24 protein-coding genes are annotated in these 19,508 nt (G+C 66.5%); 15 read left to right on the forward strand and 9 right to left on the reverse strand.

The annotated features are described in order from the left end of the window. Positions 1-347 precede the first annotated feature (347 nt). Together rpsT and mutM are read right to left on the reverse strand one after the other, a co-directional pair. Positions 348-611 carry a 30S ribosomal protein S20 gene (rpsT, locus tag K9B35_RS13015; RefSeq protein ID WP_224922286.1) on the reverse strand — a complete coding sequence of 88 codons (264 nt, stop codon included), beginning with the start codon at positions 609-611 and terminating at the stop codon, positions 348-350. 122 nt (positions 612-733) lie between these two features. Beyond that, positions 734-1,546 (reverse strand): bifunctional DNA-formamidopyrimidine glycosylase/DNA-(apurinic or apyrimidinic site) lyase, encoded by an 813-nt coding sequence (gene mutM, locus K9B35_RS13020; protein ID WP_224922287.1) that lies wholly within the window; start codon positions 1,544-1,546, stop codon positions 734-736. Positions 1,547-1,601: 55 nt separating this feature from the next. Here mutM and K9B35_RS13025 point away from each other — a divergent pair, with 55 nt between their 5' ends. The 9 genes from K9B35_RS13025 to K9B35_RS13065 are packed head-to-tail and all read left to right on the forward strand — an operon-like array spanning position 1,602 to position 8,931. Further along, the gene (locus K9B35_RS13025; RefSeq protein ID WP_224922288.1) at positions 1,602-2,333 is read left to right on the forward strand and encodes a class I SAM-dependent methyltransferase; all 732 of its coding nucleotides are present in this window, start codon (positions 1,602-1,604) and stop codon (positions 2,331-2,333) included. Next, on the forward strand, positions 2,330-3,862 hold the full coding sequence (ubiB, locus tag K9B35_RS13030) for a 2-polyprenylphenol 6-hydroxylase (protein ID WP_224922289.1): 1,533 nt from the start codon (positions 2,330-2,332) through the stop codon (positions 3,860-3,862). The genes K9B35_RS13025 and ubiB overlap by 4 nt, the downstream gene beginning before the upstream one ends. Positions 3,863-3,893: 31 nt before the next feature. Beyond that, positions 3,894-5,000 carry a hypothetical protein gene (locus K9B35_RS13035; protein ID WP_224922290.1) on the forward strand — a complete coding sequence of 369 codons (1,107 nt, stop codon included), beginning with the start codon at positions 3,894-3,896 and terminating at the stop codon, positions 4,998-5,000. A 10-nt stretch (positions 5,001-5,010) separates the two neighbouring features. Continuing rightward, entirely contained in the window at positions 5,011-6,189 is a 1,179-nt protein-coding gene (gene coaBC, locus K9B35_RS13040; RefSeq protein WP_224922291.1) for a bifunctional phosphopantothenoylcysteine decarboxylase/phosphopantothenate--cysteine ligase CoaBC, read from the forward strand. Continuing rightward, entirely contained in the window at positions 6,179-6,979 is an 801-nt protein-coding gene (locus K9B35_RS13045) for an alpha/beta hydrolase family protein (protein ID WP_224922292.1), read from the forward strand. The genes coaBC and K9B35_RS13045 overlap by 11 nt, the downstream gene beginning before the upstream one ends. Continuing rightward, a complete protein-coding gene (gene dut, locus K9B35_RS13050) occupies positions 6,976-7,422 on the forward strand; it encodes a dUTP diphosphatase (protein WP_224922293.1) in 447 nt (148 codons plus the stop codon). Before K9B35_RS13045 ends, dut begins: the two co-directional genes overlap by 4 nt. Then, the gene (locus K9B35_RS13055) at positions 7,419-7,835 is read left to right on the forward strand and encodes a hypothetical protein (protein WP_224922294.1); all 417 of its coding nucleotides are present in this window, start codon (positions 7,419-7,421) and stop codon (positions 7,833-7,835) included. Before dut ends, K9B35_RS13055 begins: the two co-directional genes overlap by 4 nt. Beyond that, entirely contained in the window at positions 7,832-8,584 is a 753-nt protein-coding gene (locus tag K9B35_RS13060) for a HesA/MoeB/ThiF family protein (protein WP_224922295.1), read from the forward strand. The genes K9B35_RS13055 and K9B35_RS13060 overlap by 4 nt, the downstream gene beginning before the upstream one ends. Further along, the gene (locus K9B35_RS13065) at positions 8,572-8,931 is read left to right on the forward strand and encodes a DsrE family protein (protein WP_224922296.1); all 360 of its coding nucleotides are present in this window, start codon (positions 8,572-8,574) and stop codon (positions 8,929-8,931) included. Before K9B35_RS13060 ends, K9B35_RS13065 begins: the two co-directional genes overlap by 13 nt. A gap of 3 nt (positions 8,932-8,934) precedes the next feature. Here K9B35_RS13065 and K9B35_RS13070 read toward each other — a convergent pair whose 3' ends face one another. Beyond that, on the reverse strand, positions 8,935-10,269 hold the full coding sequence (locus K9B35_RS13070; RefSeq protein ID WP_224922297.1) for an amidohydrolase family protein: 1,335 nt from the start codon (positions 10,267-10,269) through the stop codon (positions 8,935-8,937). A gap of 49 nt (positions 10,270-10,318) precedes the next feature. Further along, entirely contained in the window at positions 10,319-10,693 is a 375-nt protein-coding gene (locus tag K9B35_RS13075) for a DUF1244 domain-containing protein (RefSeq protein WP_224922298.1), read from the reverse strand. Positions 10,694-10,768: 75 nt separating this feature from the next. On the opposite strand from K9B35_RS13075, the gene pyk reads away from it, so the two are divergent. Beyond that, the gene (pyk, locus tag K9B35_RS13080; RefSeq protein ID WP_224922299.1) at positions 10,769-12,226 is read left to right on the forward strand and encodes a pyruvate kinase; all 1,458 of its coding nucleotides are present in this window, start codon (positions 10,769-10,771) and stop codon (positions 12,224-12,226) included. Here pyk and K9B35_RS13085 read toward each other — a convergent pair. Further along, positions 12,223-12,831: an HAD family hydrolase gene (locus tag K9B35_RS13085; RefSeq protein WP_224922300.1), complete on the reverse strand. Its 609-nt coding sequence runs from the start codon at positions 12,829-12,831 to the stop codon at positions 12,223-12,225. The two genes, pyk and K9B35_RS13085, sit on opposite strands and share 4 nt — an antisense overlap. 22 nt (positions 12,832-12,853) lie before the next feature. Continuing rightward, positions 12,854-12,979, reverse strand: coding sequence for a type B 50S ribosomal protein L36 (ykgO, locus tag K9B35_RS13090; protein WP_066575973.1), 126 nt, complete (start codon positions 12,977-12,979; stop codon positions 12,854-12,856). Between the two features lie 164 nt (positions 12,980-13,143). Between ykgO and K9B35_RS13095 the strand changes: the two genes are divergently transcribed. From K9B35_RS13095 to K9B35_RS13115, 5 genes are read left to right on the forward strand one after another with little or no spacing between them, the layout of a single operon-like run. Beyond that, positions 13,144-13,740: a DUF4136 domain-containing protein gene (locus K9B35_RS13095; RefSeq protein WP_224922301.1), complete on the forward strand. Its 597-nt coding sequence runs from the start codon at positions 13,144-13,146 to the stop codon at positions 13,738-13,740. Further along, positions 13,737-14,855 carry a M14-type cytosolic carboxypeptidase gene (locus K9B35_RS13100; protein WP_224922302.1) on the forward strand — a complete coding sequence of 373 codons (1,119 nt, stop codon included), beginning with the start codon at positions 13,737-13,739 and terminating at the stop codon, positions 14,853-14,855. Before K9B35_RS13095 ends, K9B35_RS13100 begins: the two co-directional genes overlap by 4 nt. 4 nt (positions 14,856-14,859) lie before the next feature. Beyond that, complete coding sequence (locus K9B35_RS13105) at positions 14,860-15,633, forward strand: hypothetical protein (RefSeq protein WP_224922303.1); 774 nt, start codon at positions 14,860-14,862, stop codon at positions 15,631-15,633. Continuing rightward, positions 15,630-16,091 carry a GNAT family N-acetyltransferase gene (locus K9B35_RS13110; RefSeq protein ID WP_224922304.1) on the forward strand — a complete coding sequence of 154 codons (462 nt, stop codon included), beginning with the start codon at positions 15,630-15,632 and terminating at the stop codon, positions 16,089-16,091. The genes K9B35_RS13105 and K9B35_RS13110 overlap by 4 nt, the downstream gene beginning before the upstream one ends. Before the next feature lie 34 nt (positions 16,092-16,125). Beyond that, positions 16,126-16,680 carry a TIGR00645 family protein gene (locus tag K9B35_RS13115; protein WP_224922305.1) on the forward strand — a complete coding sequence of 185 codons (555 nt, stop codon included), beginning with the start codon at positions 16,126-16,128 and terminating at the stop codon, positions 16,678-16,680. A 10-nt stretch (positions 16,681-16,690) separates the two neighbouring features. Here the strand turns inward: K9B35_RS13115 and K9B35_RS13120 are convergent, their stop codons facing one another. The 3 genes from K9B35_RS13120 to K9B35_RS13130 form a co-directional block, all read right to left on the reverse strand. Beyond that, a complete protein-coding gene (locus K9B35_RS13120; protein ID WP_224922306.1) occupies positions 16,691-16,951 on the reverse strand; it encodes a DUF1467 family protein in 261 nt (86 codons plus the stop codon). A gap of 4 nt (positions 16,952-16,955) precedes the next feature. Continuing rightward, a complete protein-coding gene (locus tag K9B35_RS13125) occupies positions 16,956-18,596 on the reverse strand; it encodes a ribonuclease J (RefSeq protein ID WP_224922307.1) in 1,641 nt (546 codons plus the stop codon). Positions 18,597-18,731: 135 nt separating this feature from the next. After that, positions 18,732-19,502, reverse strand: coding sequence for a type III pantothenate kinase (locus K9B35_RS13130; protein WP_224922308.1), 771 nt, complete (start codon positions 19,500-19,502; stop codon positions 18,732-18,734). Between the last annotated feature and the right edge of the window lie 6 nt (positions 19,503-19,508).

Genomic DNA, 19,508 nt, shown 5'->3' on the forward strand with positions numbered 1-19,508 from the left:
AGCCGGAATCACATCCGCACTTGGTTGGTGCCTTCGCTGAAACCGCCGACGTGAACGCCGTGGCGGAGGGCTGTTTTAGGGACGCTTTTCTGAGTCGAGCAAGAGGGTGGCATGTAAAGAATCTGAAATAAGTGGGGTTGACTCACTCAGACCCCCGGAAACGCGTTATTCTTCAGATAAGATACTGATTTTACGCGTTTTTATTGATTCATTACATTGCCGTAACACCGCGACTCATTGGAATTGCGCGATTCGCATCCGCGCGGTCAAAAATTGGTCTTATCACAAACGAAAAACCCCGCCGGCACAGGGCCGGCAGGGCTAATTCAATCGTCCTGATCGGCGGTTCAGCCGAGTGCGGCGAGCCGCTTGGTCAGGCGCGAGAACTTGCGCGAGGCGGTGTTCTTGTGAACGACGCCCTTGGCCACGCCGCGTGCCAGCTCCGGCTGCATCGCCTTGAGCGCGGTTTCCGCTGCGGCCTTGTCGCCGCTGGTCAGTGCGCTTTCGACCTTCTTGACGAAGGTACGGATGCGGCCAACGCGGGCACCGTTGACTTCGGCGCGGCGGTCGTTGCGGCGGATGCGCTTCTTGGCTTGCGGCGTGTTCGCCATGAATCTTCGTTCCTGTTTTCGATGCGAAAAGAGGCGCGGATTTCCGTCCCACGCCTCGGGAAAGCGCGGCCCTTAGCGAGGGCAGGCGATTCGGTCAACCTTTTGCGGAGGAAAACCGGGCACTAACGCTGGCATTTCGGGCACCAGAAGGTCGAGCGCCCACCCTCGGCATAGCGCGCGACGGTGCCACCGCATTCGCACGGCTCGCCTTCGCGGCCATAGACTTTGAACTGCTTGGAGAAATAGCCGAGCTCACCATCGGGCCGGGCATAGTCACGCAGCGTCGACCCGCCGGCTTCGATCGCCGATTCGAGCACGGAATGCACCGCCGCGACGAGTCGCTGGAGTTGAGGCCGGGTTAGCGATCCGCCGCTGCGCTTGGGCGAGATACGCGATTCGTACAGCGCCTCACACACATAGATGTTGCCGAGTCCCGCGACGATGCGCTGGTCGAGCAGCAACAGCTTGATCGACGCCACCCGCCCGGCGAGCGCCTGGCGCAGGTGATCGGCGGTGAAGTGCGGCCCCAGCGGCTCGGGCCCCAGCGCGGCAAAGGGCGGCCATGCGCCGATCTCGGCGGTCGGCATCAGGTCGACCGATCCGAATCGCCGGGGATCGTTGAGTGCCAGCACGCGGCCCGCCCCGGTCTCGATCAGCAGATGATCGTGGGTCAGCAACTCGGTCGGGTCGATTCGCCAGCGGCCCGACATGCCGAGGTGGAAGATCATCGTGTCGCCGCGATCGGTGTCGATCAGGCCATATTTGGCGCGTCGCCCGAGCGCGGTGACGGTTGCCCCGGTCAGCCGCTGGCCCAGATCGACCGGCATCGGGCGGCGCAGGTCGGGGCGGCGCAACTGGACGCGCGCGATCCGCTGCCCGTGCAAGGCAGGGGTCAGACCGCGGACCGTCGTTTCGACTTCGGGAAGCTCGGGCATTTTGTCCAGCTAAGCGGGCTTTGCCGCGCCCACAAGGGCGGCTAAGGGCTTGGCTATGACCGACACCGTCTCCTTTGGCTATGAAGAGGTTGCGCCCGACGAAAAGACCCGCCGGGTAGGCGGCGTCTTTTCCAGCGTCGCGGCGCGCTATGACATCATGAACGACGCAATGTCGGGCGGGCTGCACCGCGTCTGGAAGGACGTGTTCGTCCGCCGGGTTAAGCCGCGCCCGGGCGAGGCGATTCTCGACATGGCCGGCGGCACCGGCGACATCGCCTTCCGCATGGCCGAGCATGGCGCGGCGGTGACCGTGGCCGACATCAATCCCGACATGCTGGCGGTCGGCATCGACCGTGCGGCGAAGCGCGGCATCGACGGGCTGGTGTGGAGCGAGGCGAATGCCGAAACGCTGCAATGGCCCGACCGGTTCTTCGACGCATACACGATCGCGTTCGGCATCCGGAACGTCACCGACATCCCGGCGGCGCTGCGTGAGGCGCATCGCGTGCTGCGCCGGGGCGGACGGTTCTTCGTCCTCGAATTCTCGACGACGCTCTGGCCGGGCTTTGCCGATGTGTACGACGCCTATTCGCACCGGCTGGTGCCGAAGCTGGGCGAGATGCTGGCGGGTGATGCTGACAGCTATCGCTACCTGGTCGAATCGATCCGCCGCTTCCCCGACATGCCGACGTTTGAGCAGATGATCAAAGACGCAGGCTTTGTGCAGACGCGCGTCGAGCCGATGCTGGGCGGGCTGGTTGCCATTCACAGCGGCTGGAAGATTTGACCGCTCCCGTCGTCCATCTGTGGCGCCTCCTGAAATGGGGTCGCACGCTGGCGCGTCACGGCGCGCTGCGCGGGATCGAGCGCGACCGCAATGCGCCGCCGTTGGTCCGCCGCGCCGCGCGCATCCTGCGATTCGGCGCGCGCCTGCCAGAGGTGCCGCGCTATGCCGATGCGCTGCAGGCGATCGGCCCCGCAGCGATTAAGCTCGGCCAGACGCTTGCCACCCGCCCCGATTTGATCGGCGAGGCGGCGGCGCATGATCTGTTGCGGCTGCAGGACGCGCTCCCCCCCGTCCCGTTCGCGGTGATCCGCACGGCGATGGAAACGGGCTTCGGGCGACCGATCGAGGATATGTTCCTGTCGGTCGAGGAGACGCCGATCGGCGCGGCATCGATCGCGCAGGTGCATCGCGCGATCACCACCGATGGCCATCAGGTCGCGGTTAAGGTGCTGCGCCCGGGCATCGAGGTCGAGTTCGCCCGCGCGATCGAGACCTATGAATGGGCGGCAGCGCAGCTCGAGGCGCAGGGGGGTGAAGTTGCGCGCCTGCGCCCGCGTCTGGTGATCGAGACGTTCAAGCGCTGGACCGCGCGCGAGTTGGATCTGCGGCGCGAGGCAGCGTCGGCGTCGGAGCTGTCCGAATCGATGGAGGCGGAGCCGGACTTCACCGTCCCGACGATCGACTGGCAGCGTACGACCGGCAAGGTCATGACGCTCGAATGGATCGACGGCATCAAGCTGTCGAACCGCGACGCGCTGATCGCTGCGGGACATGACACCGAGAAGCTGGCGCATACTTTGGTCCGCGCGTTCCTGCGTCAGGCGATCTCCGAAGGCTTTTTCCACGCCGACATGCACCAGGGCAATCTGTTCGCCCTGCCCGGCGACCGGATCGCGGCGATCGATTTCGGGATCATGGGCCGGATCGACCGGCGCGCACGCGTGTGGCTGGCGGAGATTCTCTACGGCCTGATCACCGGCAATTACCGCCGCGTTGCCGAGATTCACTTCGAAGCGGGCTATGTCCCTGCGCACCACAATGTCGCCGAGTTCGCGACCGCGCTGCGTGCGGTGGGCGAGCCGATGCGCGGCCTGCCGGTCAAGGACATGAGCGTCGGCATGATGCTCGACAGCCTGTTCAACATCACCCGCGATTTCGACATGCAGACCCAGCCGCATTTGCTGCTGCTGCAAAAGACGATGGTGATGGTCGAGGGCGTGGCGACGCGGATCCATCCCGACATCAATCTGTGGGACAGCGCCGCGCCGTTTGTGCGCGAATGGATCCGCACCGAATTGGGGCCGGAGGCGTTTCTCGCCGACCGGATTTCGGAGGATTTGAAGACGCTCGCGCGGCTGCCCAGGCTGATCCGCAATATCGAACGGCACTTCCCCGATCCGGGCGGCGCCCCCCCTGCCCCGCCGCTGCGCGAGATTCAGGTGGTGCGCGTCGGCGGCGGCTGGCGCTATGGCGCGGTCGCGCTGCTCGCCGCCGGGGCCGGTGTTGCGGCGACGCTGTTGCTTGCCTGACAAGCGAATCCAGTCGCGCTAGGGACGTCGCATGACCAGCGCCCCCCTGTGGCTTTCCGCCCCCAGCCGCTTTGCCGCGCTGCCGGTGAACCGTGCGCGCTGGGTGGTGGCTGGGGTCGTGCTGTTGATTATCGGCGCGCTGAGCGTGTTGTTCGTGCCGCTGCCAGTGCCTGGCGCGACCGGCGCGGGGGCGGATCGGCAGGGCGATGTCGCGCTGTATGAATCGATCGTCGCGGCGGTGGCGCATGGCGAGGGCTATTACCGCGCCGCGGCGGATGCGTTGCGGATGGGTGGCTATCCGCTGCGGCCTTTCCTAACCTTTCGCATGCCGGGGCTGGCCGTGGTGCAGGGCGCGTTGCCCGCTGCGCTCATCCTTGCGATGCTGTACGCGCTCGCACTGGCGACGGCGTGGAGCTGGTACCGTCGGGTGGCCGAGGCGCTGTCGCGCTGGCCCGCACGCGTGGTGGCGCTGGTGCTGCTCACCGCCGGGATGCTGGCATTCGTGCAGAGCGGGCTGGTAGCATTCCACGAAATCTGGGCGGGGCTGCTCGTCGCGCTCAGCCTCGCGCTGCGCCGTCCCGGTCGCTGGGTCGAGGCGGCGGCGATTGCGGCAATCGCGATGCTGATCCGCGAGACGGCGGCGCTGTACGTCATCGTCATGGCGGGCATCGCCTTTGCCGAGGGGCATCGGCGCGAGGCGGCGGGATGGGCGGCGGCGCTTGGCCTGTTCCTGCTGGTGCTGACCGCGCATGCAGTGGCGGTGCAGGGCGTGACGGGGCCGCTCGACGCCACGTCGCCGGGCTGGGCGGGGCTGAACGGGTTCGGGTTGTTCGTCCGCGCGATGACGCTGGCGACGGGGTTGCAGCTGCTGCCCCCCGCACTGGCCGCGATCCTGACTGCGCTGGCGCTGTTCGGCTGGGCCTGCTGGCGCGACCCGCTGGGGCTGCGCGCGCTCGCCACCTTCTGCGGCTATGCGCTGGTGATCAGCCTGTTTGCGCGGCTCGACACCTTTTACTGGGGGCTGATTATCGCGCCGGCGTTTCTGATCGGGCTCGCCTTCGTGCCGGATGGCCTGCGCGACCTGTGGGTCCGCGCGCGCGGCAGGCGGCGGGTGGTCGTGACGCAGGTTGCGCGCTAGAGATTATCCGATGAAGCGTATCCTTCTTATCGTCGGCGGCGGCATCGCGGCGTACAAGGCGTGCGAGCTGGTCCGCCTGATCCGCAAGGCGGGGCATTCCGTCACCTGCGTCGTGACCGCAGGCGGGCAGCATTTCGTGACGCCGATGACGCTCGCCGCACTATCCGAGAACCAGGTCTATACGACCCTGTGGGACCTCAAGGACGAGGCCGAGATGGGGCATATCCAGCTCAGCCGCGCCGCCGATCTCGTTGTCGTCGCGCCCGCCACGGCGGACCTGATGGCGAAGATGGCGGCGGGAATTGCCGACGATCTCGCCACCACGCTGCTGCTCGCCACCGACAAGCCGGTGCTGGCAGCGCCCGCGATGAATGTGCGGATGTGGCAGCACGCGGCGACGCAGCGCAACGTCGCCACGCTGCGCGCCGATGGCGTGACCGTGCTGGAGCCTGATGAGGGGCCGATGGCGTGCGGTGAGTTCGGTGCCGGTCGCCTGCCCGAGCCGGACGCGATCCTGCGCGCGATCGGGGATGCGCTGACGCCGTCATCGGGTCGGCTCGCGGGCAAGCATGTTCTGGTCACCGCCGGGCCGACGCATGAGCCGATCGATCCGGTGCGCTACATCGCCAACCGTTCGTCGGGGAAGCAGGGCTTTGCGATTGCCGGAGCACTTGCGGCGCTGGGCGCGCGGGTGACGCTGGTTGCCGGTCCGGTTGCGCTGCCGACGCCAGCGGGTGTGGAGCGGGTCGATGTCGAGACTGCGCGCGAGATGGCGGCGGCGGTCGATGCCGCGTTGCCGGCCGATGCCGCAGTGATGGTCGCGGCGGTCGCCGACTGGCGCGCGGGCGATGTGGGGGAACAGAAGATCAAGAAGGGCGACGCCGCCGCCCCCGCGCTGGCGCTGGTTGAGAACCCCGATATTCTGGCCGGTCTGGCCCATGGCGCAAAGCGGCCGCGCCTCGTCATCGGTTTCGCCGCCGAAACCGAACGGGTGGTCGAACATGCGGTCGCTAAACGTACGCGCAAAGGCGCAGACTGGATTGTCGCCAACGATGTTTCAGGCGATGTCATGGGGGGCGATGCCAATCTTGTTCATCTTGTCACGGCGTCGGGGGTCGAAAGCTGGGAGCGGCTGGCCAAGGCCGATGTCGCACGCCGCCTCGCTGAACGGATCGCCGATGCGCTTTAAGCTCTCACTCCTGCTGCTCCCGCTGTTGATCGCCGGATGCGCCGCCGATCGGGCGAGCACGCCGTCCAGTCCCAAGCTGTTCACCCAGGGCTTTGGCGCCAAGCCGAGCGCCGCGCCGACGCTCTACGTCGTGGTGCATGGCGATGGTGCGCGGACCAAGGTCGACACCAGTGACTTCGCGCGCACGCTGGCCGCCGCCGAGCCGGGCAGTGCAGTCGTGCGGCTGCTGCGCCCCGGTTACTCGGACGGCGCGGGCGGCCAGTCGCCGGGTACGCGCGGCACGAGCAGCACCGACGATTACAGCGCCGAGCGGATTGCCGCGGTCGGCGACGCCATTGCCGCGCTGCGCACCCGTTATCGCCGCGCGCGGGTGGTCGCGATCGGCGAGGCGGGGGGCGCGATCGTCGTCGCGAACCTTGCCGGTCTGCGTCCGGGGCTCGTCGACGGCATCGTCCTCGTCTCCTGCCCTTGCGCGCTGCCCGAATGGCGTAAGTTCATCGCCGCGCGCGAGCCCAACGAGCCGCGCTGGAAGGAGAAGCTGATCAGCCTCGATCCGCTGCAGACCGCTGGCGGCATCCAGCCGGGGCTGCGCGCGGCGATCCTGATCGGCGGCGCGGACACCCGCGTCCCTGCCCGCTTCTCCCGCAGCTATGCCGAGGCGCTGAGCCTGCGCGGCATCGCCACCGATTTTCGCATCATCCCCGACCGCACCGCGCCGGTGCTGGAAGACCCACAGGTGATCGAGGCGACCCGTCGCCTCGCCGCGGCGCTGCCGAGGCGCACGTCGTGAGCGCGCCGATCTCGATCCGCCTGATGCGGCTCCCGCACGGCGAGGGCCTGCCGCTGCCCGCCTATGCGACTGCGGGCGCGGCGGGTATGGATGTCGTTGCGGCGGAGGATCTGGTGCTCGCCCCCGGTGCGCGCCACGCGGTCGCCACCGGCTTCGCCATCGCGATTCCCGCCGGTTTTGAGGTGCAGGTGCGCCCGCGCTCCGGCCTTGCGCTCAAGCACGGCATCACCTGCCTCAACACGCCCGGCACGATCGACGAGGATTATCGCGGCGAGGTGAAGGTGATCCTTGCCAATCTTGGCGACGAACCCTTCACCATCGTGCGCGGAGAACGGATTGCACAGCTCGTCCCCGCGCCGGTCCAGCACGCGGTGTTCGAGGAGGTTGCGGCGCTCGACGACACGGCGCGCGGCGGCGGCGGGTTTGGATCAACCGGACGATGATCACGGTCACGGCCCTCGCGCTGACGCTTGCCGCCGTGCAGGGCGATCTGGCCCCGACGCAGGATGCCCCCGCGCCGGCAGCAATCGATTGGGAGAGCCTGCCGGCCCTACCCTATCGCGAGGCGCCGAGCATGACCCCGGCGATGCACGATTGGGCACGCGGGCAGGTCAATGCGCGCAAATGTCGTGCGCGGCGGCTGGTCGACGGGCGTCCGGCGGTGCGGATCGAGGTTGCGGTGCTGGTCGATGAAGAGGGTGTGCGCACCACCATCCCGCGCGCGACCGGCTGTCCGACGGTGGAGCAATATGCCGCAGGGCTGGTCGCGGGCTTTTCGCGCAATAACCTGACCCAGCGCACCGCTGCGCCGACCGCCTGGTATCGCGCGACGGTGACCTTCGCCTGGCGGCAATGAATTTTTCCGACGCCGAACTCGAACGCTATGCCCGCCATATCGTGCTGCCCGAGATCGGCGGCGCGGGCCAGGCGGCCCTGAAGGCGGCGCGGGTGCTGGTGGTGGGCGCTGGCGGGATTGGCTCTCCAGCGTTGCAGTATCTGGCGGCGGCCGGAGTGGGGCAGATCACGGTTGTCGATGACGATCGGGTCGATCTGTCGAACCTGCAGCGGCAGACGATTTTCAGCACCGAGGATGCGGGGCAATCCAAGGCAGTCGCAGCGCTGACCCGGGCTGAGGCTATCAATCCCCATATCGAAGTTCGGGCTTGGCAGGTCCGCCTCGATGGCAGCAACGTGGACGAATATGTCCGTGGCAACGACGTCATCCTCGACGGAACCGACAATTTCGAGACCCGCCTGCTCGTCGCCGACGCAGCCCTTCGCCATCGCATTCCGCTCGTCAGCGCGGCGGTCGGGCGGTTCGAGGGGCAGCTTGGCGTGTTTCGCGGGTGGGAGGCGGACAAGCCCTGCTACCGCTGCTTCGTCGGCGCCGATCCGGAGACGGCAGGCATCAACTGCGCCGAACAGGGCGTGCTCGGCGCGCTGACCGGGATCATGGGCAGCCTTGCCGCGCTGGAGGTAATCCGCGCGATCCATCCGTTCGGGGAGGACAGCGCGGGCAAGCTGTTGCTCGCCGACACGCTGGCGCTGCGCTTCCGCACGCTGACCCTGCCCAAGGACCCGGGGTGCCCCACATGCGCGGCCTGACGCTGATCGTCGCGACCGGCGATGTCGAACGCTTCCGCGCCGCGCTCGCGCTCGCCTGCGCCCATGCCGCGCTGGGTGGGCAGGCGCGCGTCTATGCGCATGAGGCTGCGGTGCCGTTGCTGGTCCCCGGCGGCGATCCCGATGATGCCGCACTGCCCGCGCATGGCTTTGCAACGCGCGCGCAACTGCTCGCCGAGGCGCATCAGGCCGGGGTGCGCCTGATCGCCTGCCAGACCGGCCTCGCCGCCGCCGGCCTCAGCTTCGACGCGCTCGCCGCCGGGACCGAGCCCGGCGGACTGATTTCGCTGATGGCTGACCTCGGCGACGCCCGGCTGGTCGCGTTTTAGCCGTTACTGTGCCGGGAACGCCTGCCGCTTGCCGCCGGCCTTGTGGACGACGCCCTGGCGCATCACGAACTCGACCTGTTCCATCCGCTTGATGTCGTCGAGCGGGCTGCCCGTCACCGCGATGATGTCGGCGTGCTTGCCCGGCGCGATCGAGCCGATGCTGTCCGCCCGCCCGAGCGCTTCGGCAGCGTTGAGCGTGGCCGTCTTGAGCGCCATCGCGGGGGTCATCCCCGCCTTCACCATCATCGAAAACTCCTGCGCATTGTCACCGTGGCGCGAGACGCCGCTGTCGGTTCCGAATGCGACCTTCACCCCTGCCGCATAGGCTTTGCTGTGGCTGGCAAAGGCGGCGGCGGCGGCTTCCTCCGCCTTGGGGATCACTGCGGGCGGGAGCAGCCCCTTGCGCGCCTGTTCCAGCGCCGCGGCGGGCGCCATCATCGTCGGGACGAGCCAGGTGCCGTTCTTCTTCATCATCGCGATCGTCTCGTCGTCGAGGAACGACCCGTGATCAACCGTGTCCACGCCGGCAGCGACCGCCGCCTTGGTCCCGGCGGCAGCATGGCTGTGCGTCGCGACCTTGCGACCCAGGCCATGCGCGGTGTCGATGATCGCCGTCATCTCCGCATCCGTCATCGCGCGGCCAAGCCCGCCCGATACGTTCGAGAGCACGCCGCCGGTGGACATATATTTGATCACCTGCGCCCCCAGCGCGATCTGCTGACGCACCGCGCGGGTGCAATCCTCGGGGCCGTCGCAGGTGTTGATCTGATGCTTGTGGATCGCGTCGGCGAACACCTCGGCCACGCCGTTGGTGCCATCGGCATGGCCGCCGGAGACCGAGATCGAATTGCCGGCGTTGATGATGGTCGGCCCGGCAATGTCTCCACGCTCGACGCCTTCACGCAGTGCACGCATCCCCCGCGCGCTCCCGCCCAGGTCACGCACAGTGGTAAAGCCAGCCTCGAGTGTGACCCGGGCATTGGCGACCGCATGCATCATGTCATCGGCATCGTCGCGGTTGAGCGCGGTCAGCCGGTCGCGCAGCGGATCGCCGCCAATCCCCCACAAATGCACATGCATGTCGACCAGCCCCGGCATCACGAACCGGTCCTTGAGGTCGATCAGCTCCGCCCCGCCCTCGGGCGCGACGAAGCCGTCGCGGATTTCCGCCACCTTGCCGTCGCGTACCACGATCGTGCTCGGCCCGCGCGGCGCCTCACCGGGCTTGGCGAGCAAGGTGCCGGCGTGGATGAACTTGACCTTGGCCGGCGCGACCGTCTGGGCCGCGAGCGGCGTCGCAGCGAGCAACGCAATGGTGACGGCGGCGATTCGACGCATGAAACTCTCCCCTGTTTGCGCCAGCCTAGGCGCTGACAGGGGATACTGGCTAGCCTCCGCGCATGGTGATCGATGGCGGGTCGCTCGCCGGGAAGCTGTCGTCGAGCTCGTCGTCCAGCTCGGCCTCCTGCTTGTTTCGCGCGACGCTCGCCTCCATCCGGGCGATCTGCTCGGGCGTCGCCTGCCCCTGATGCTGCGCCTTCCAGCGGGCATAGGGCATGCCATAGACCAGCTCGCGCGCGACATCGCGGTCGAGTTCTCCACCGCTCGCCTCACTCACCCAGTCGCCCAGACAGTTGCGGCAAAAGCCCGCAAGGCCCATCAGTTCGATATTCTCGGCATCGGTGCGGTGGCGCAGATGGCGGACCAGTCGGCGGAACGCCTGAGCGGCAATGCGGTCGTCAAGTTTGTCCAGCGTTGTCACAATGACGCCTCCACAGTTGAATAGTGCGCATTTGGCGTTAGGGACCGGCACAGACAAGACATGGAGAATTCGGCGATGACGAAGGCAATGGCACCGCGGTCGCGCAAGGTGCGCGTTCTGGCGACGCTCGGCCCCGCCAGCAATTCGCCGGAGATGATCGCCGCGCTCCATGCTGCGGGCGCCGACGCCTTCCGCATCAACATGAGCCATGGCGACCAGGAATCGAAGATCCCGGTGATCCAGGCGATCCGCGCGCTGGAGAAATCCACCGGCCGCCCGACCACGATCCTGGCCGACCTTCAGGGGCCCAAGCTGCGCGTCGGCAAGTTCGCCGACGGCAAGGTAACGCTGGCGACCGGCACATCCTTCCGCCTCGACCGCGACCCGACGCCGGGCGATGCGACCCGCGTCGAGCTGCCGCATCGCGAGATTTTCGAGGCGGTGACCGAGGGCGCGCGGCTGTTGCTGGACGACGGCAAGATGGTGCTGCGCGTCACCGGCTATGGCGTCGGCTATATCGACACGCGGGTCGAGGTTGGTGGAGTCCTGTCCAATTCCAAGGGGTTGAACGTCCCCGACATGGTCCTGCCGATGGCTGCGCTGACCGAGAAGGACCGCAGCGACCTTGCCTTCGCGGTCGAGCAGAAGGTCGACTGGATCGCCCTGTCGTTCGTGCAGCGGCCCGAGGATCTGGCCGAGGCGCGCCGCCTGATCGGACCGGACGGCCCGGCGCTGCTCGCCAAGATCGAAAAGCCAAGTGCGGTCGCGCGGCTCGATGAGATCGTCGAGGCGTGCGACGGCGTGATGGTCGCGCGCGGCGATCTGGGCGTCGAACTGCCGCCACAGAATTTGCCCCCGATGCAGAAGCGGATCGTCGAAACCTCGCGCCGCATGGGCCGCCCGGTGATCGTCGCGACGCAGATGCTCGAATCGATGATCACCTCGCCCTCCCCGACCCGCGCGGAAGTCTCGGACGTCGCCACTGCAGTCTATGACGGCGCCGACGCGATCATGCTGTCGGCCGAGAGCGCCGCGGGCCAGTGGCCGATCGAATCGGTGACGATGATGGACGCGATCGCCGATTCGGTGGAGCGCGATCCGGCGCATGGCGACCGCGTGCACTTCACCGTGATGAAGCCCGATCCCACCACCGCCGACGCGCTCGCCGAAGCGGCCAAGACGATTGCGGCGAATGTGTCGGCGAGTGCGATCATCTGCTTCACCATGTCAGGCTCCACCGCCCGCCGCATCGCGCGTGAGCGCCCGTCGGTGCCGATCCTGGTGCTGACGCCCAAGGCGGAGACGGCACGGCGCATGGGCCTGCTGTGGGGCACCCACGCGGTCCACACCCGCGATGTCGATTCGTTCGAGGACATGGTCGCCAAGGCAAAGCGCATGGCGATGCGCCACGGCATCGCCAAGGGCGGCGACCGCGTGGTGGTCTGCGCCGGCGTCCCGTTCGGCACGCCAGGCTCGACCAACGTGCTGCACGTCGTGACGATCGTCGGCGACGAGTTGAAGGGACGGAGTTAAGTCGGCAACAGCCCGGCGTCGATCAATTCGCGCCGGGCGTCGGCCTCTTCGGTAAACAGCACCGACCGGATCCCCAGCGCCCGCGCGCCCGCCACATTCGCGGCATTGTCGTCGATGAACACCGCCTCGTGCGGCTCAAGCCCGAAGCGGGCGAGCGCGAGGTGGTAGATGGCGGGGTCGGGCTTCACCAGCTTCTCGTCGCCCGAGACGACGACGTCGCGGAAGCGGTCGAATAGCTGCGGCCATTCCGCGCGGAACGGCGGCCAGAATTCGTGGCTGAAATTCGTGATCGCGAACAACGGCACGCCCGCCGCATCCAGCTCTGCGACCAGTTCGTGCATGCCCGGCACCGGGCCGCCGACGCTTTCATTGAAGCGCGGGCCCCAGGCGGCAATCAGGTCGGCATGCTGCGGATAGCGCGCAATCAGCTCGGCCGAGGTATCCGCGAAATCGCGACCGGCATCATGCTGGAAATGCCAGTCGACCGTGACGACATCGCGCACAAACGCTTCGAGCGCCCGATCGTCACCGATCAGGCGCTCGTAAAGATAGCGCGGGTGCCAGGTGAAAAGGACGTTGCCGATATCGAAGATAACGGCGCGCACGTCCCTGTCGCCTGCGCCGGGATTAGCCCTGGCGGGCCTTGAAGCGACGCTGCGTCTTGTTGATGACGTACACGCGACCGCGACGACGGATCACGCGGTTGTCGCGGTGACGCCCCTTGAGCGACTTCAGGCTGTTCACGATCTTCATGACCGATTCTCTACTATCTTGAATTGTGGCGGGTGCCGGAAAGAGGCGCTCGCCTAGAGGGCACGGCCCGACAAGTCAAGGAAAGCTTGGCAACGGAACCCGCATCCTCGTAACGATGTTGAGCCGTTGAGCCGTGGCGTGTGCACGGCAGGAGGATGTGTCCGATGAAGACCCGTGCAATGCTTGCCCTCGCCCTGTCCGCCGCCGCTCTGGCGGGCTGTTCCACCACTATGGGCGGCTCTGCGCCGGTCGATGTGACGCGCTATCACCTGTCCCAGCCGATCCCGGCGGGAACGCTGGCAGTACAGCCGGTGAGCGGCGGCGCCGCCGGCCCGGAGGCACAGCTGTATCTCGACGCGGTCGCCGCGACGATGGGCGGCATGGGATTCGCCGCCACGACCGATTCGGCCAAGGCCGACTATCTCGCCACGGTCGATTTCCGCCGCACCGATCGCGGCCAGGTCCGCACGCGCCCGCCGGTGACAATCGGCCTTGGCGGCGGCAGCTTTGGTGGCAATGTTGGCGTCGGCGGCGGGGCCAGTGTCGGCATCGGCAGCAAGACCAAGACCATCTATGCGTCCGAACTGTCGGTGCAGTTGCGTCGTCGCGGCGACAATACCGTGATCTGGGAGGGCAAGGCGATGACCGAAGCGCTGGGCGCAGCGGATGGCACCCAGCCTGCGGACACCGCCACCAAGCTGTCTAATGCGCTGTTCAAGGGCTTTCCCGGCCAGTCTGGGATCACTATCACGGTCAAATGACCATCCAGCTGAACGCCGCTTTTGACAGCGGCAACATCCGCCTGATCGACATCGACGGGGATACCGTCGATGTCGAGATCGTCGCCGACCACCAGTCCGACTTCTTCCAGTGGTTCCACTTCCGCGTGGCGGGCGCGACGGGGCGGACGCTGACCTTCCGCATCACCAACGCGGGCAAGGCGGCCTATGCGTTCGGCTGGCCCGGCTATCGTGCGCGGGTCAGCACCGATCGCAACGCGTGGCGGCTGACCGACGGCGCCTATGCCGATGGCGTATTCAGCTTCACGCATAGCTTCGACAGCGATGTGGCGTGGTTCGCCTACTTCGCCCCCTATACGATGGAGCGCCATGCCGACCTGATCGCGCGCATGGCGGCGCAGCCCGGCGTGACGCATTGCGAGCTGGGCCAGACGCTCGACGGGCGGGCGATGGACCTGCTGACGCTGGGCGCGGGCCCCAAGCAGGTGTGGCTCTATGCCCGCCAGCATCCCGGCGAATCGATGGCGGAATGGTGGGCCGAAGGTGCGCTGGAGAAGCTCACCGATCCGAACGATGCCACCGCGCAGGCGCTGCGGGCCAAGGCAACGTTCCACATCGTCCCCAACATGAACCCGGACGGCAGCTTCCGCGGCCATCTGCGCACCAACGCGGCGGGCGTGAACCTCAACCGCGAATGGCATGCGCCGACGATGGAGCAGAGCCCGGAAGTGTTGCTGGTCCGCGCGGCGATGGACGAGACCGGCGTCGATTTCGCGATGGACGTGCATGGCGATGAGGCGATCCCGGCGAACTTCCTTGCCGGATTCGAAGGCATCCCGAGTTGGACCGACGCGCAGGGCGACAAATATTATGAATTCGGCCGCCGCCTCGCCGCCGCGACCCCGCTGTTCCAGCTTGAAAAGGGCTATGACAAGTCCGCGCCCGGGCAGGCGAACCTGTCGATGTCGACCAACCAGCTCGCCGAGCGCTTCGGCGCGGTGTCGATGACGCTGGAAATGCCGTTCAAGGACCATGACCCCAGCCCCGATGCTGAGTTCGGCTGGTCGCCGGAGCGCTGCAAGGCGCTCGCCCATGCGTGCCTCGATACGCTGGCGGGGATGATCGACGAGGTTTAGGGCAATGCTGCGGGGGGCATTGCTGCTGACGCTGCTGCCGGGCGTTACGCTCGCTCAGTCTGTTCAAGAACGTCGCATGGGAGTCGAGTGGGCAAGCACCAAGGGTCACCCGATGGAGGCAAGTATCTCCGTCGCGCTAACCTCATTGATGCCACCGACCGCAGACGTGGCGCGATGGCCCTCGATTGATCGCCGAAAGTCCGCTTACGAGAAGGGCCTATTTCCGCTGCCGGTCGGCGATGACGAATTTAGAGCTGAGATTCGGGTCAGGTTCAGCATCGCGGCGGACGGCACAGCGACGGGTTGTGAAGTCACAAAGTTCAGCGGGATCCAAACTCTAGACTCACATGCCTGCCCGCATTTGCGACAGCATCTAACGCTGACCCCCGGATTGTCGAGCGAAGGCACGCGGTTTGGCGGCGCGGTTGAATTATCGGTAACTTACTCATCTGGCCGGTTTTTTGTTCTGGCTCCTGATGGAAAGGCGCGGAGAGGTAAAGATCGTGATGCAATCCCGCTCAAGCCCATCGATAGACAAGCGGTAGGGTTCTCCCGCATTGATGGTCTCCCGGACCATATCGAGAGCGTTTCTGGGCAGCTTCGCGTCGAACAAAACGGTTCAGTCAGCGCCTGCACTCTGACGTCGACTACGGAGGATGATCGCTTCGACCTTTCAGTTTGCGATCGGCTCAGAATCTGGAGGTTCAGACCGGCTCTAGATCCGCAAGGCAGGGCTCATGCCGCCAACTATCCGTTCTGGGTATGGCGCTGGCGATGATCCGCACCGGCCACCTCGACGATCCGCAAGTGATCACGCTGCTCGAACTCCATGCGCGCGAGATGTCGGATCATTCTCCGCCGGGCACCTGCCATTTCCTCGACCTGTCGGGGCTGAAGACCCCGGACATCACCTTCCTGAGCGCATGGGATGGCGACACGCTGCTTGGCGTGGGCGCGCTCAAGCAGCTCGATCCGCTGACCGGTGAGGTCAAGTCGATGCGCGCCACCGCCGCCGCGCGCGGGCGGGGCGTGGGGTTCGCGATCCTCGACCATATCGTCAGCCTCGCCCGCGACCGGGGCTACACCGCGCTCAAGCTGGAAACCGGGACCGGGCCGCTGTTCGAGGCCGCGCACGCGCTCTATCGCCGCTATGGCTTTGCCCCCTGCCCGCCCTTTGCCGGCTATGTCGAAACCGACTTCAACCGCTTCTACGCGCTAGGGCTAACCGTCGCTTGATCGCGCACCGTGGTGTGCCCTATTGCAGCGCACCATGAGCACAGAACTCCCCTCGCCGAGCGATGCGCCGGCCCGCCTGAAGCCGCTGCCGCTGCTGATCTTCAGCTCGCGCTGGCTCCAGCTGCCGCTGTACGTCGGGCTGATCGCCGCGCAATGCGTCTATGTGTTCCTGTTCATCAAGGAACTGATCCACCTGATCCAGCACGCCTGGGAGTTTACCGAACAGCAGATCATGCTGGTCGTGCTGGGCCTGATCGACGTGGTGATGATCTCAAACCTGCTCGTGATGGTGATCGTCGGCGGGTACGAGACTTTCGTCTCGCGCCTTGGCCTCAAGGGCCATCCCGACCAGCCTGAGTGGCTCAGCCACGTCAATGCCGGCGTGCTGAAGGTGAAGCTGGCGATGGCGATCATCGGCATTTCGTCGATCCACCTGCTGCGCACCTTTATCGAGGCGGGCGCGCTGGGTCAGCCGAACGGTCGCATCACCGAGCAGGCCGTCATCTGGCAGACGGTCATCCACATGGCCTTTATCGCTTCGGCGATCGGCATCGCCTGGGTCGACCGGATGACGCAGAGCAAGAACTGAGGCTCGCGCCTCAGCTCCAGTAATCGAGCATGTCGGCGGTGATCCAGCCGTTGACATAGTTGAGGTAAAAGGCCGCGAACAGCGTGGTACCGACGATCGTCGTCCATTTCGCGATCGGCCCCGCCTCAAAGCGCTGCGGCGCGCTTTCGGCCTGCCCCTTGACCATCGGGTCCCCCGCCTCGACCCCGGTGCGCGCATAGAAGGGCAGCACCAGGAACAAGGCGAGGAACCAGAACAGGAAGTAGATTGCGAGCGCGCTGAACCAGTTCATTCCATCACACCTCGATCAGCATTACATCCATCACCGGCTTCTTGCCGGTATAGCGCACCGCGACGCGCCGTGCGGCGAGCCGGATTTGCTCGCGCAGCTTGTCGCGGTCGCCGCCGCGCGCCTCGCCCACCACCTTGGCCACCGCCGCGCTGGCATCGGCGATCAATGTGGCGCGATCCTCTTCAGCAGGCACACCCTGAATGGTTACTTCGGGCTGGCCGGCCAGCTTGCCATTGGCCTTGATCGCCACGGCGACTGACATCTGGCCGTACAGGCCGAGCTTGCGCCGCTCGTTCATCGTTGTGCCATCGGCGGGCAGGATCACGTCGCCGTCGAGCACCAGCCGTCCGGCTGGGGCATTTCCGACCTTTTTCGGCTTGCCCGGCGCAAGGCGGATAATCTCGCCATTATTCTGCACCACCGCATTGGGGATGCCATGCGCGCGGCCGAAGCGGGCCTGTTCGGCGATATGGCGCATCTCGCCATGGACGGGCACGAGGATGTCGGGGCGGATCCAGTCATACATCGCCGCCAGCTCGGGGCGGCCGGGATGGCCGGAGACGTGGACGAATGCCTGACGGTCGGTGATCATCTCGACCCCCTTGCCCGCCAGGATGTTCATGATCCGCCCGATTGCCATTTCGTTGCCGGGGATCTGCTTGGATGAGAACACGACGGTGTCGCCCGACTCGAGCTTCAGCTGATGCGTCTCGTCGGCGATGCGGGCCAGTGCGGCGCGCGGTTCGCCCTGCCCGCCGGTGGCGATGATCATCACCTTGTCGCGCGGCAGCTTCATCGCGGTTTCGAAATCGACCGTCTCGGGGAAGTCGCGCAGATAGCCGGTTGCCTTGGCAACGCGCAGGATGCGGTCGAGCGAACGCCCCGCGACGCACATCGCGCGGCCCGTATCCTTCGCAACCTCGCCCAGCGTCTGCAGCCGCGCGGCGTTGGAGGCGAAGGTGGTGACGAGCACCCGGCCCTTGATGCCCGCGACGACCTCGTCCAGCCCTTCACGGACCGCGGATTCGGAGCCCGAGGCTTCGGGGTTGAACACATTGGTCGAGTCGCACACGAGCGCGAGCACGCCTTCGTCGCCGACTGCGGTCAGCTCCGCGGCGGTCGACGCGCCGCCCATCACCGGCGTGTCGTCGATCTTCCAGTCGCCGGTGTGGAACACGCGCCCATAGGGGGTGTCGATCAGCACTGCATTCCCCTCAGGGATCGAGTGCGCCAGCGGCAGATAGCGGATGCCGAACGGGCCGATCTGGAACGGCTCCTCTTCGCGCACCACGTTCAGCTCGACGCGGTCGGCAATGCCTTCTTCATCCAGCTTGCCGTGGATCAGACCCGCGGTAAACGGCGTCGCATAGAGCGGCACGCCCAGCTCGCCCGCCAGATAGGGCAGCGCGCCGATATGATCCTCATGCCCGTGCGTCAGCACGATGCCGAGCAGGTCGTCCAGCCGCTCCTCGATGAACTGCAGGTCGGGCAGGATCAGGTCGATGCCGGGATAGTCGGGCGTGCCAAAGATCACGCCGCAATCGACCATGATCCACTTGCCGTGGCAGCCATAGAGATTGACGTTCATGCCGATCTCGCCCGAGCCACCGAGCGCGAGGAAGAGGAGTTCTTTACCGGGGGTCACATGTTTCCAGTCTGATAAACGGCCATTTGCCCTGAGCCTGTCGAAGGGCTGTGCCGCGAACGTGATGGCGGGAACAGGCCTTCGACAGGCTCAGGCCAAACGGCGTTAGTGGGATATGCGCCGGCGATCAAACGATCATGCCCGCGACCGCTCCCACAGCATCGCCAGCCCCTGAATCGTCAGGTCAGGTTCGATCACGTCGAACGCATCGGTCTGCTTTTCGAACAGCACCGCAAGGCCGCCGGTGGCGATCACTTTCACGGGGCGACCGATCTCTGCCTTCATCCGTGCGACCAGCCCCTCGATCATCGCGATATAGCCCCAATAAATGCCGATATGCATCTGATCGACCGTGTTGCGGCCGATGACCGAGGTGTTCGCGGGCGCCTCGATCGCGATGCGCGGCAGCTTGGCGGCGGCGGTAACCAGCGCGTCGAGCGATAGGTTGATGCCCGGCGCGATGATCCCGCCCTTGTACGCGCCGGTATAGTCGGCGACGTCGAACGTCGCGGCGGTGCCGAAGTCGACGACGATCAGGTCGCCGGGATGGTTTTCGTGCGCGGCAATGATGTTGAGCGCGCGGTCGGCACCGACGCTCTGCGGCTCCTCGACATCCAGCGCGATCGGCCATCCGTCGCGTCCGGCGACGAGCGGGGTACAGCCGAAATATTTCTGCGACAGCACCTCAAGATTGTGGAGCGCGCGCGGGACGACGGTGCCGATGATGACGCCGGTGACGACGCCGCGCTCATAGCCCTCCAGCGCGAGCAGCTGGCTTAGCCACACCGCATATTCGTCAGCGGTGCGGCGCGGATCGGTCGCGATGCGCCAGCGCGCCTTGATCTCACGCCCCTGAACGAGCGCGAAAACGATGTTGGTGTTGCCGGCGTCGATCGCGAGCAGCATGAAATG

The sequence above is a fragment of the Sphingomonas sp. R647 genome (assembly GCF_020177055.1).
Classification (GTDB): domain Bacteria; phylum Pseudomonadota; class Alphaproteobacteria; order Sphingomonadales; family Sphingomonadaceae; genus Sphingomonas.

Excerpts from the sequence above, each read along its gene's own strand:
- K9B35_RS13025 (WP_224922288.1), top strand. The coding sequence starts at position 1,602 with ATGACCGACACCGTCTCCTTTGGCTATGAAGAGGTTGCGCCCGACGAA.
- K9B35_RS13120 (WP_224922306.1), bottom strand. The coding sequence starts at position 16,951 with ATGAACTGGTTCAGCGCGCTCGCAATCTACTTCCTGTTCTGGTTCCTC.
- rpsT (WP_224922286.1), bottom strand. The coding sequence starts at position 611 with ATGGCGAACACGCCGCAAGCCAAGAAGCGCATCCGCCGCAACGACCGC.
- K9B35_RS13055 (WP_224922294.1), top strand. The coding sequence starts at position 7,419 with ATGATCACGGTCACGGCCCTCGCGCTGACGCTTGCCGCCGTGCAGGGC.
- K9B35_RS13110 (WP_224922304.1), top strand. The coding sequence starts at position 15,630 with ATGATCCGCACCGGCCACCTCGACGATCCGCAAGTGATCACGCTGCTC.
- K9B35_RS13095 (WP_224922301.1), top strand. The coding sequence starts at position 13,144 with ATGAAGACCCGTGCAATGCTTGCCCTCGCCCTGTCCGCCGCCGCTCTG.
- mutM (WP_224922287.1), bottom strand. The coding sequence starts at position 1,546 with ATGCCCGAGCTTCCCGAAGTCGAAACGACGGTCCGCGGTCTGACCCCT.
- K9B35_RS13100 (WP_224922302.1), top strand. The coding sequence starts at position 13,737 with ATGACCATCCAGCTGAACGCCGCTTTTGACAGCGGCAACATCCGCCTG.
- K9B35_RS13130 (WP_224922308.1), bottom strand. The coding sequence starts at position 19,502 with ATGCTGCTCGCGATCGACGCCGGCAACACCAACATCGTTTTCGCGCTC.
- K9B35_RS13070 (WP_224922297.1), bottom strand. The coding sequence starts at position 10,269 with ATGCGTCGAATCGCCGCCGTCACCATTGCGTTGCTCGCTGCGACGCCG.
- K9B35_RS13035 (WP_224922290.1), top strand. The coding sequence starts at position 3,894 with ATGACCAGCGCCCCCCTGTGGCTTTCCGCCCCCAGCCGCTTTGCCGCG.
- K9B35_RS13115 (WP_224922305.1), top strand. The coding sequence starts at position 16,126 with ATGAGCACAGAACTCCCCTCGCCGAGCGATGCGCCGGCCCGCCTGAAG.
- coaBC (WP_224922291.1), top strand. The coding sequence starts at position 5,011 with ATGAAGCGTATCCTTCTTATCGTCGGCGGCGGCATCGCGGCGTACAAG.
- K9B35_RS13105 (WP_224922303.1), top strand. The coding sequence starts at position 14,860 with ATGCTGCGGGGGGCATTGCTGCTGACGCTGCTGCCGGGCGTTACGCTC.
- K9B35_RS13065 (WP_224922296.1), top strand. The coding sequence starts at position 8,572 with ATGCGCGGCCTGACGCTGATCGTCGCGACCGGCGATGTCGAACGCTTC.
- K9B35_RS13045 (WP_224922292.1), top strand. The coding sequence starts at position 6,179 with ATGCGCTTTAAGCTCTCACTCCTGCTGCTCCCGCTGTTGATCGCCGGA.
- pyk (WP_224922299.1), top strand. The coding sequence starts at position 10,769 with ATGACGAAGGCAATGGCACCGCGGTCGCGCAAGGTGCGCGTTCTGGCG.
- ykgO (WP_066575973.1), bottom strand. The coding sequence starts at position 12,979 with ATGAAGATCGTGAACAGCCTGAAGTCGCTCAAGGGGCGTCACCGCGAC.
- K9B35_RS13060 (WP_224922295.1), top strand. The coding sequence starts at position 7,832 with ATGAATTTTTCCGACGCCGAACTCGAACGCTATGCCCGCCATATCGTG.